Annotated in this window: 8 protein-coding genes; 5 read left to right on the top strand and 3 right to left on the bottom strand. The window is 69.6% G+C overall.

Annotated elements, in window-relative coordinates:
* Window positions 1-293 precede the first annotated feature (293 nt).
* The 3 genes from IWX63_RS15725 to IWX63_RS15715 all read right to left on the bottom strand — a co-directional run bounded on the left by IWX63_RS15725 (window position 294) and on the right by IWX63_RS15715 (window position 3,955).
* Window positions 294-1,877: a sulfatase-like hydrolase/transferase gene (locus IWX63_RS15725; RefSeq protein ID WP_199279099.1), complete on the bottom strand. Its 1,584-nt coding sequence runs from the start codon at window positions 1,875-1,877 to the stop codon at window positions 294-296.
* A 447-nt stretch (window positions 1,878-2,324) separates the two neighbouring features.
* Complete coding sequence (locus IWX63_RS15720) at window positions 2,325-2,747, bottom strand: hypothetical protein (protein ID WP_199279098.1); 423 nt, start codon at window positions 2,745-2,747, stop codon at window positions 2,325-2,327.
* An 8-nt stretch (window positions 2,748-2,755) separates the two neighbouring features.
* Window positions 2,756-3,955: an amidohydrolase gene (locus tag IWX63_RS15715; RefSeq protein WP_199279097.1), complete on the bottom strand. Its 1,200-nt coding sequence runs from the start codon at window positions 3,953-3,955 to the stop codon at window positions 2,756-2,758.
* Window positions 3,956-4,097: 142 nt separating this feature from the next.
* Here IWX63_RS15715 and IWX63_RS15710 point away from each other — a divergent pair, with 142 nt between their 5' ends.
* The 5 genes from IWX63_RS15710 (at window position 4,098) to IWX63_RS15690 (ending at window position 10,619) form a co-directional block, all read left to right on the top strand.
* Window positions 4,098-5,435, top strand: a complete 1,338-nt coding sequence (locus IWX63_RS15710) for a glycosyltransferase 87 family protein (protein WP_199279096.1) — start codon at window positions 4,098-4,100, stop codon at window positions 5,433-5,435.
* Window positions 5,435-6,985 carry a sensor histidine kinase gene (locus IWX63_RS15705; protein ID WP_199279095.1) on the top strand — a complete coding sequence of 517 codons (1,551 nt, stop codon included), beginning with the start codon at window positions 5,435-5,437 and terminating at the stop codon, window positions 6,983-6,985. The genes IWX63_RS15710 and IWX63_RS15705 overlap by 1 nt, the downstream gene beginning before the upstream one ends.
* Entirely contained in the window at window positions 6,982-7,656 is a 675-nt protein-coding gene (locus tag IWX63_RS15700; RefSeq protein WP_199279094.1) for a response regulator, read from the top strand. Before IWX63_RS15705 ends, IWX63_RS15700 begins: the two co-directional genes overlap by 4 nt.
* A gap of 46 nt (window positions 7,657-7,702) precedes the next feature.
* Complete coding sequence (locus IWX63_RS15695) at window positions 7,703-8,359, top strand: MOSC domain-containing protein (RefSeq protein WP_199279093.1); 657 nt, start codon at window positions 7,703-7,705, stop codon at window positions 8,357-8,359.
* A gap of 337 nt (window positions 8,360-8,696) precedes the next feature.
* Window positions 8,697-10,619: a DEAD/DEAH box helicase gene (locus IWX63_RS15690; protein ID WP_442859137.1), complete on the top strand. Its 1,923-nt coding sequence runs from the start codon at window positions 8,697-8,699 to the stop codon at window positions 10,617-10,619.
* The last annotated feature ends 98 nt before the right edge of the window (window positions 10,620-10,717 follow it).

Genomic DNA, 10,717 nt, shown 5'->3' with positions numbered 1-10,717 from the left:
CAAACGCCCCCACGCGGCATCCGAAAGACTACGAGTACGAGACATCCCACCATGATCTCGTTCATCCCACCTCGGGGTTAGGAGACACGCCCTAGTCCGTCCACTCGTTCGTCAGGCGAAAGGCCCCCTCTCCGGAAGGGGCCTTTTCCATGTCCGGGGCCCGGTCCTGCCCGCTCATCCGGTCCTGCCGTTCATCGCGTGCTGCCCGCTCATCGCTCTCTCGGGCGATGTCTTCCCGGCAGGGCCACCGGCAGAGTTCCCGGCGGTGTTCCAGGCCGCGCTACCGGGTGCGGCTATGGAGCGGCGTCCGCGGCGCCCCAGGCGTCCGCGTAGAAGTCCGCGGAGCGTGCATCGAGCAACTCCCCGTAGGGGCCCGGTGCCATGGCCTGCGCCGACCCGTCCGGGACCTCCGAGGCGAAAGCCGACACCCCGAGCCCTGCCTGCCGGTCCTTCAGGCTCAGGCCCGCGGCCTCCAGGATGGTCGGGTACATGTTCAACTGGTCCACGCGGGGGCGGAGGGCGCCGGCGTCAACCGCTGCGTCGCCGTCGCCTGCCCCGCCGCCTGCGCCCGGCACCCAGATCCGATTGAAGATGGTGCGGTCGGGATGATCGTCCAGCTGCTCGTGGAAGGCGTCGTTGGCATTCATGTGCTTGAGATGGTCGCCCATGATCACCACGGCGGTGTCGTCGAGGTAGCCCTGGTCCCTCATGTAGTCCACGAATCCTGCCACCTCGGTCATGGAGCAGGAGAACACGGAGGTGAGCTCGTCCTGCGTGTCCACGGGGCAGTAGTCGTAGACGTGCACGGGCTCGTGGGTGTCCAGCGTCAGGATGGAGAGGTTGAACGGCCGGCGGGTCTGCTCCGCCTCGGCGTGCAGCGCATCGATCTCGTCCCGGGCGTAGGCCAGGAGACGCTTGTCGCTCAGGCCCCAGTCGCTGCGGAAACTCGTCTCCGGTTCGCCGGCGGCGCGCCAGTCGGCGAGATCCTTCACCTCGGAGTAGCCGTGGGTCCCCAGGAAGGTGTCCTTCGCAGCGAAGGATGCATTGGCTCCGCCCATGAACACGCTCGTATACCCGTGATCGTCCAGCACATCGCCCAGGCAGGTCGCACCGCCCAGATAGGTGTCGACGTCGCTGCCGAGCTCGTTGGGGGAGCCGCTGACCGTCGCGGACCCGCCGCCCTTCAACGGGATCCCGCACTGGGTCGAGGCGACCCCGGCCATGGTCCAGCCTCCACCCCTGTACTGCTGGAGGCCGTCGATGCTCTGCCACCCGTCAGCGGCCTTCGTGGCGTCCTTCAGGGGAGCGAAGGCGTCCTTCTCGAACAGCTGGTCGTCCTCGAGGGTGGCCTCGCCCGACTCCAGGTAGATCAGCACCAGGTTGCGCTTCTGCTCGTCGCCGGTGATGGTCGGATCCACGTGGTACTCGCCGAGGTCGTACTCGGAGTTCGCCGCCTTGATGTAGTCACGCATGCCCACCGCGCTGGAGAAGGCTGTGGTGCCCCCCACCACCACGCCGGCGACCAGGACCGTGGCGACGGTGCGCCCGATCCACGGTGAGCGCCGGACCCGCGCGTCCTCGCCGTCGCGCAGGCGCCTGCGCCGGGAGCGCTGCCAGAGCGCGATCCCGACGGTGATGAGCAGGGGCAGGACCCCGACACCCAGGATGCCGCTCCACACGAGCGACCCGCCCCCGCCGTCGGTCTCCACGGAGACGAGGTTCAGGAGCATCTGGTTGACGGAGATCTGACCCCACTGGAAGCGGATGCCCACGGCGGCGATGAGCAGAACGAGCCCGGCCCAGAGGAGGACGTAGGACAGGGCACGTCCCACTGCGGCGCCGACCCGTCGGGTCGCCGGATGAATCGGGTCAGACATACGCCACCTTGCGTTCCAGATGCCCGTGTGTTCGCCGTACACCCTTGACATCGCACCCGTTCTCGGGTCCAGAAGATCCTAGTACCGCAACGCTACCCGTTCAACCGTGGTTCACCCGTCGGTGGCCACACGTTCACATGGAGTTCCCGGTTTCACCAGCCGGGTACGACGGCGGCCCGCCGGCGTACGGCGGGTCGGGGGAGGCTTCGGCAGGTGTTCCGGTTGCGGCCAGGCTCGGCGGGCGGCGGGTCAGGAGAGGTTTCGTGAACGCGTTCCGGGCGCGGGCCGGCTGCGCGTCCGGCGTATCGCCCGCCGACACGGGTCCGGGTGGTGACCACGGGGAACGACGGCGGTCAGGGGCGTCCGAGTCGGGTCGCGACGTCGGATACGCGGTGACGGGAAACGCGGCGACGGGTCGCGACGTCGGATACGCGGCGACGGGAAACGCTACGGCCGGCGCGACCCCGGCAGCCGGAGGCGTTTCTTCGCCTTCGGCTGCGTCAGCTGGAAGTAGTCGCTGCTCTGCGGCAGCCACATGAGCAGCACCGCGACGAGCATCGCGCCTGCGATCAGCGACAGTCCGGGCGTTCCGCGGACCACGATCGGCACGCCCGCGATGATGCCGATGGTGCTCAGCAGCTCGCGCGCGCCCCTCCTGCCCCGGCGCAGCGGGAGCAGGAGGAGCAGCTGCAGGACGGCGAGCGCCCCGAAGAGCGCCCCGAGGCCGATGAACCCGGCGCGGTCGAAGTCCTGCACGGCCGACGACGTGATGAAGGTGCCGGCGGCGACGAGCAGCAGGACCGCGATCACGAGCCACAGGACGAGGGCGGCACGCAGGGTGAACGGCCGGGGCGGCAGGGGCTTCGCCAAGGGGGGTCCTAGCCCCTCGGCGCGACGGTGCCGGTGCTGGTCCCGGTGTCGTAGGAGTACACCTCCGTGCCGCCGATCCAGACCTGCAGGGCACGCTGCATGACATCGAGCGGGTCACCGCTCCACAGCACGAGGTCCGCGTCCTTGCCCACGGCGAGCGAGCCGAGGCGGTCGGCCAGTCCGAGGACCTTCGCGGGGTTGATGGTGATGGAGCGCAGGGCCGTCTCGCGGTCGAGTCCCTCCTTGATGGCCAGCGTCGCCTGGTGCACGAGGAAGTTGATCGGGATGACCGGGTGGTCGGTGATGATCGAGATCTCCACCCCGGCCTTCGCGAGCTTGCCGGGGTTGGCGATCGAACGGCCCCGCAGCTCCACCTTGGACTTCGTGGTGAAGAGGGGACCGATCAGCACGGGGGTCCCGCGCTTGGCCAGGACGTCGCCGAGGAGGTGCGCCTCGGTGCCGTGGTCCAGGACGAGGTCGTATCCGAACTCGTCCGCGATCCGGATCGCGGTGGCGATGTCGTCGGCCCGGTGCGCGTGCTGGCGCCAGGGGATCTCGCGGCGCAGCACCATGGCGAGCGCCTCGAGGTGCGGGTCGCGCGCGTTCTCGTCGGCCTTGCCCATGTAGTTCTGGGCCTTCATGAACGCTTCGCGGATGACGAGCGCGGTACCGAGGCGCGTCGACGGCGTCTTGTCCTTGCCTCCGTACACGCGCTTGGGGTTCTCGCCCAGCGCCGACTTCAGACCGCTGGGGGAGCGCAGCACCATCTCCTCCAGGTACCGCCCGTGCGTGTGGAGGGCGACGGCGAGCCCGCCGATCGGGTTGCCGGACCCCGGGTTCACGTTCACCGTGGTCACGCCGCCGGCGAGGGCGTCGTCGAAGCCCGGGTCGAAGGGGTTGATGGCGTCGATCGCCCGGACGCCGGCCGTGTTCGGGTTGGTCATCTCGTTGGTGTCGTCACCCGCGGAGCCCTCGCCCTCCTCGTGCGTGCCCAGGTGGACGTGGGCGTCCACGAAGCCCGGGAGCAGCCACTTGCCGGCCGCGTCGACGACGGTCGCGCCGTCGGGCACGGAGACGGTCGCGCCGAGGGCCGTGATGCGGCCGTCCTCGACGACGACGGTGCCGTCGAAGGGTTCGCCGTCGATCGGGACGACGTGGGCGTTGGTGATGGCGATGACGGGGGCGGTGTTTCCGCTGGCGTGCGACATGGGTGGTGAGACCTTTCACAAGGGGGTCGGTGATTTCCACCATATCGGCACGCGGGGAGCGCCCGGGGGCGTGCCTACACTGGATGAGCCGTTCGTCGGGTTTCCCGGATCGGTTCCAGCGCCCGATTCCTCGAGGAGAAGCATGAGCCAGCGCAGTGCTCCAGTGTCGGCGGGAACCCGGGTGCTGGGCCTGGTGACCGCAGTGGCGGTGGCCGCGGCCCTGGCGGCCTGGGCGTTCGCCTGGGCCGACTTCATCGGCCTCGATTTCCGGGTGTACCGCATGGGCGGGCAGTCCGTGGTCGACGGCGACGGCTCGCTGTACTCGCGGTCCTTCGGGGAGGGCGAGGGCTCCCTGCTCTTCACCTATCCGCCGTTCGCCGCGCTGGCATTCACCGTGCTGACACTGGTGAGTGCGGAGACGGGGGCGGCGCTCTTCGTCGCGCTGTCCGTCCTCATCGCGGCCGCGACGTCGCTGCTCATCACCCGATACCTCGGAGGCTTCCGCGCCGTCCGCGACGTGCTCCGTCATCCGACCGCGCTGCCGCTCGCGATCGCCGGGACCGGCCTCGTGTGCCTCCTCGGGCCCTGGCGGGAGACCATGGCGTTCTCGCAGGTCAACATCGTGCTCTTCGCGATGATCGCCGCGGACCTCCTCTCCGGGCCTCACCGCCGCATGCCGACCGGCCTGCTGACCGGCATCGCGGCCGGCATCAAGCTGACCCCGCTGGTCTTCGGCCTGTACTTCCTCGTCCGCGGCGAATGGAAGCAGCTGTTCACCATGGCGGGCGGCTTCTTCGGGACCATCGCCGTCGGATTCCTCCTGCTGCCGGGCGAGTCCGCGACGTACTGGCTGCAGATGCTGCGGGACACCGGGCGCATCGGCGGCGAGGGGTATGTGGACAACCTTTCGATCCGTGGGGCCATCCTCCACTTCATGGGGCCCGGCTTCCCCTCCACCGTCCCGTGGCTTGTCATCTCCCTCCTGCTCGTCGCCGCGACCGCGTACGTCATCCGTGCCTCGAGGCGCAGCGGCGACCGTTTCCTGCCGATCGCGACGACCTCGCTGCTGATGCTCCTCATCTCGCCGATCTCGTGGTCACACCACTGGGTCTGGATCGCCGTGGTGCTCGCGGTCCTCGCCGGCCAGGCCGCCGGGCTGCCCGCGGGCCTGTCGGCCTACCGGAAGACAGCGGCAGTCCTCTTCGTGCCCACCCTCCTGGTCTTCATCTACTCGCCGAAGACGATAGGCCTGCTGTTCGGGGCCGAGGACCTCAATGCGCAGCTCACCACCGGGTGGCTCATGGCCTCGAGCGCCGGCGTGTTCTGCGCGCTCGCGATCACCGTCTTCTGGGTCCTCCTGTCCCGCGCCCGGTGGTCGCTGCCGGCGCCGGGCCACGAGCACAGCATCGCCGACGCCGGATCCGGGACGGACCACCCCGCCGAGCGCGACGACGCCCTCCCCGGCACCACGCACCGCTGATGGCACCGGCGGCGCGGCGTACCCTCGCGGCTCCCGTCGGGCGCCTGCGTGTCGCTGTCGCGTGCGCCGTCGCCCTGGTCCTGCCCCCGCTGCTCGAGGCGGCCGTGTTCAGGGCCGGCGGTTCGCTGCTCGCGGTCGATGTCCTCTTCCAGCTCGCCTGCGTCATCGCGGTCGCCCTGATCGGCGGCCTCTGGCCGGCCCTGCTGGGCGCACTGTGGAGCAGCATCATCCTGAACTACACCTCCACCGAGCCGTTCGGGTCCCTCGAGATCTCGGATGCCGAGAACCTCGTCACGGTGCTGATCTTCATCGCCGTCGCGGTTACCGTCTCCCTCGTGGTCGGCCTCTCGGCGCAGCGGTCCCGCGAGGCGGCACTGGCCCAGCAGGAGGCGGCGCTGCTCGGAGAGCTGGCCCGCGGCGCGCTCGCGGAGGAGGACACGCTGCAGGGCTTCCTGCGGCACGTGCAGACCCAGTTCGACGTCGACGCCGTCGCCCTTTTCGACCGCACCACGGACCCGACGGACGCCGAGGGGGACGACGCGGCACCGGCGGGCAGCGCAAGCGCGGAGCGGACGGCGCTGGCGGTACGTGACACCCCCGAACGGCAGCCCGACCGGCGCGGCACTGCACCGGGAGGGCGCGACGGCGCTGCCGATGCCTGGACACAGGAGGCGGCGTCCACCGTCGAGCCGGTGGACGGTGACGTCTTCCTGGCCCTGTACGGCCACCAGTTGTCGGCGCGCGAGCGGGGTCTCCTGACCGCCTTCGCCGGGCAGCTGCGGTCCATGCTCCAGCGGCAGGAACTGATCAGGAGCACACGCACCAACCGGCGCCTGGTCGAGGGCAACGTCATGCGCACGGCCATCCTGCGGTCGGTGTCCCACGACCTCCGGACGCCCCTGGCCGGCATCAAACTGGCGGTCAGCAGCCTCCGGCATTCCGAGGTGAGCTTCTCCCGAGAGGAGGAGGACGAGCTGCTCGAGACGATCGAGGACTACTCCGACCGGCTGGACGCCCTCGTCAACAACCTCCTTGACATGTCGCGCATCACGGGCGATGCCGTGAACGCGCTGCTGCGCCCGCTCCGGTGGATCGACGTCGTCGGGCCGGCCTTCGCCAGCATCCCCCCGGACCGCGTGCACGTCACCATCCCGCCGAATCTCCCCGCGATCGAGGCGGATCCTGGGCTGCTCGAGCGCGTGCTCGCGAACATCGTGGAGAACGCGGTGAAGTACGCCCCCGGATCGCCCATCGAGGTGACGGCGTCCGTCGGGGGGACCGGCAAGGCGCTCATCAACGGCTTCCCCGCCAGCGAGCTGCGCGTGATCGACCACGGTCGCGGCGTGTCGCGGGACGACGTCGCCGCCATGTTCCGACCGTTCCAGCGCCTCGACGACGCGCCGTCGGGTGCCGGCGTCGGGCTCGGACTCGCCGTCGCCAAAGGCTTCACCGAGGTGATGGGCGGCGTGCTCGACGCCGAACAGACGCCGGGCGGCGGCCTGACGCTCGTCATCCGCCTCCCGATCTCGACGGGAGTGGCGGAGCCGTGACGCGCGTGCTGGTGGTCGACGACGAGCCCCAGCTCCTCCGAGCCCTCGAGATCAACCTCCGCGCCTACGGGTACCAGTGCGTGACGGCCGTCGACGGCGAGACCGCGCTCGCCGCCGCCGCCGAGCACCACCCGGACATCATCGTGCTGGACCTCGGCCTGCCGGACCTCGACGGCGTGGACGTCATCCGGCGGATCCGCGGATGGTCGCAGGTCCACATCATCGTGCTGTCGGCGCGGCACGGGTCGCAGGACAAGGTGGACGCGCTGGACGCGGGCGCCGACGACTACGTGACCAAGCCCTTCGGCCTCGACGAACTGCTGGCCCGGCTCCGCGTGGCGGCCCGGCGGTCGGCCATCGCGGCCGAGGCACCGGTCATCGAGACCCCCGACTTCACGCTCGACGCCGGTGCGCGCCGCGTGGTCAGGGAGGGCAGGGACATCCGGCTGACCCCCACCGAGTGGAAGATTGTCGACCGGCTGATCAGTCACCCCGGCCGGCTCGTGTCGCAGCAGCAACTGCTCCTGGACGTCTGGGGGCCCGCCTACGCGAAGGACGTGCAGTACCTCCGCGTCTACATGGCGCAGCTGCGCAAGAAGCTCGAGCCCGACCCGGGTGCGCCCCGCTACTTCGTCACGGAGAGCGGCATGGGGTACAGGTTCGAGCCGTGAGCACGGGGTCCCCGGCACGGCCGGGACGCCGCCTAGGATGATGGCCATGACCTCCGGCACCCTCCTCGCGGTATGCCGCGTACACGACCTCCTGCCCACGAGGGACTCCACCGGCGTCACCGCGATCGACAAGCGGGCCGTCGTCGGGCCCGTGAACGTCCACCCGCTGGGTCTCACGGGCGACATCCAGGCCAGCCGCAAGCATCACGGCGGACCCACGAAGGCCGTCTACGCCTACTCGCAGGAGGACGCCGACTTCTGGGGTGCACAGCTGGGGCGGGACGTCACACCGGGTCTCTTCGGCGAGAATCTCCGCGTGTCCGGGATCGACGCCTCCAACGCGGTCATCGGCGAACGCTGGAGTGTGGGGGACCAGGTGGTCCTCGAGGTCACGATGCCGAGGACGCCGTGCGTGAACTTCGCGCGGTACCTGGGGGAGACGTCCTGGGTGAAGCGGTTCAGCGAGGCCAACCGGGTGGGAGCCTATCTGGGCGTGGTGGTGAGGGGCAGCATCACGGCCGGGGACCCGATCCGGATCAGCCGTGTTCCGGACCACGGGGTCACCGCCGCCCAGGTCTATGCGGGTCTCGACGGGACGCGGGCACGGGCGCTGCTCGAGGCCGCAGCCGACGGTTCCGTGACGCTCACCCCGCAGGTGCGGAAGGCCGCCCTGCAGGCACTCAAGGTGGCCGCTCCGGCCTGACGTGCCGAACGTCACCCGGCAGGCGTCGCCCTTCTGGAGCGGTGCGACGCCGACGTGCCGTAGACTGGGAACATCCCCCACACCGGTATTCCCTTTACGTCCGCCTTCTCAGGTCGGATTGGTTGTGTTGGGGCTCGGAGCACAGACTCGCGAGCAGATTCATCAGGGAGCGCCGGCTAGAAGAAACGTCACACGTCACTGCTGAGACAGCAGGGAACACCGTGTGGCCAGGAGTTCGGCGCCGGGATTGAAACAGTGCCGGATTCCTATGTTCATTCGGCGCTGCGGGCTCCATCCTGCCAGGGCCGTCCGGCACCTACCTGGAGGATTATTTCCCGTGCCTGAAAACCTGTCCGAACAGACCACCGACTCCACTCCCGTCATCGACGAGACCTCGACGGCTCCTGCCGCACCGGCCGACGACGACGACGCCGCGGAGATCCGCTTCACCGACCTGAACCTCGACCGCCGCGTCCTCGCAGCGCTGACCGACGTCGGGTACGAGAAGCCCTCGCCCATCCAGGCAGCGACCATCCCCGCTCTGCTCGAGGGCCGCGACGTCGTCGGCCTCGCCCAGACCGGCACCGGCAAGACCGCCGCGTTCGCCATCCCCGCGCTGTCGAAGATGGCAGAGCTCGCCGACGTCAATGGGGGCCCCAGCAAGAACACGCAGGTCCTGGTCCTCGCACCGACCCGCGAACTCGCGCTGCAGGTCGCGGAGGCCTTCGCCTCCTACGCCAAGCACATGGAGGGCTTCACCGTCCTGCCCGTCTACGGCGGCTCGCCCTACGGACCCCAGCTGGCCGGGCTCCGCCGCGGCGCGCAGGTCGTCGTGGGCACCCCGGGTCGCGTCATCGACCACATCTCCAAGGGTTCGCTCGATCTGTCCAACCTCGAGTACGTCGTGCTCGACGAGGCCGACGAGATGCTGCGCATGGGCTTCGCCGAGGACGTGGAGCAGATCCTCTCCTCCACCCCGGCCGAGAAGCAGGTTGCCCTGTTCTCGGCGACGATGCCCCCGGCCATCCGTCGTATCGCCAAGAAGTACCTGAACGATCCCGCCGAGATCTCGGTCAAGGGCAAGACGACGACGGGCACCAACACGCGCCAGCGCTTTCTGCAGGTCATGGGCCCGCACAAGCTGGACGCGATGACCCGCATCCTCGAGGTGGAGGACTACGACGGCATCATCGCCTTCGTCCGCACCAAGATGGCTACCGAAGACCTGGCGGACAAGTTGCGTTCACGGGGCTTCTCGGCAGCAGCCATCAACGGAGACATCCCCCAGCAGCAGCGCGAGCGCACCGTCGAGGCGCTGCGCGAGGGCAAGATCGACATCCTCGTCGCCACGGACGTCGCCGCCCGTGGCCTCGATGTCGAGCGCATCTCGCTCGTCGTGAACTACGACATCCCGCACGACACCGAGTCCTACGTGCACCGCATCGGCCGCACCGGCCGCGCGGGCCGCTCGGGTGACGCGATCCTCTTCATCACCCCTCGCGAGAAGTACCTGCTCCGCTCCATCGAGAAGGCCACGCGCCAGCCGGTCGAGCAGATGCAGCTGCCCTCCACGGAGAAGATCAACGAGCTGCGCCTGAACAAGTTCGCCGAGAAGATCACCACGACACTGGCCACCGAGGACGTCTCGCTGTTCCGCGACCTGATCGCGAACTACGAGATCGAGCACGACGTGCCGGCAGCCGAGATCGCCGCGGCCCTCGCCATCATGGCGCAGGGCGGCCAGCCCGTCCTGGTCCAGGACATCCCGGTGGCCCCCGCAGGCCAGCGCGAGCGCGCCGACGGTCGCAAGGACGCCTTCGGGTCCCGCGGCCCGACGCGCACGCTCACCGAGGGCAACGCCACCTACCGCATCGCGGTGGGGCGTCGCCAGCGCGTGATGCCGGGCTCGATCGTCGGGGCCATCGCGAACGAGGGCGGCCTGTCCTCCTCGCAGATCGGTGGCATCGACATCCGTGCGGACCACAGCCTCGTGGAGCTGCCGGCCGATCTCTCCAAGGACCAGCTGCGCGCGCTCTCCAAGACGCGCATCGGTGGCGAGCTGATCCACCTGGAACTCGACAAGGGGCGCAAGCCTGCGGGCAACCGCGGTGCGGGCGAGTTCAAGAAGCCCTTCAAGAAGGACTTCCCCAAGCGCGACGGCGACACCCGCTTCTCGGGCGACGCCAACCGCAAGCCGCGCCAGGCCAAGGGCGCCGGCGCCGGGGCAGGACGCCCCAGCGCACAGTCCGAGCAGTGGTAGGACCTAGGGCGTGTCTCCTAACCCCGAGGTGGGATGAACGAGATCATGGTGGGATGTCTCGTACTCGTAGTCTTTCGGATGCCGCGTGGGGGCGTTTG

The sequence above is a fragment of the Arthrobacter sp. CAN_A2 genome, assembly GCF_015752045.1.
GTDB lineage: Bacteria > Actinomycetota > Actinomycetes > Actinomycetales > Micrococcaceae > Arthrobacter_D.
The sequence above is the reverse complement of the archived record's forward strand: the minus strand, read 5'-3'. Positions and strand labels throughout refer to the sequence as shown.

Bases quoted from the DNA above. Each gene is read 5' to 3' on its own strand.
- IWX63_RS15705 (WP_199279095.1), top strand. From the start codon at position 5,435: ATGGCACCGGCGGCGCGGCGTACCCTCGCGGCTCCCGTCGGGCGCCTG.
- IWX63_RS15715 (WP_199279097.1), bottom strand. From the start codon at position 3,955: ATGTCGCACGCCAGCGGAAACACCGCCCCCGTCATCGCCATCACCAAC.
- IWX63_RS15695 (WP_199279093.1), top strand. From the start codon at position 7,703: ATGACCTCCGGCACCCTCCTCGCGGTATGCCGCGTACACGACCTCCTG.
- IWX63_RS15710 (WP_199279096.1), top strand. From the start codon at position 4,098: ATGAGCCAGCGCAGTGCTCCAGTGTCGGCGGGAACCCGGGTGCTGGGC.
- IWX63_RS15725 (WP_199279099.1), bottom strand. From the start codon at position 1,877: ATGTCTGACCCGATTCATCCGGCGACCCGACGGGTCGGCGCCGCAGTG.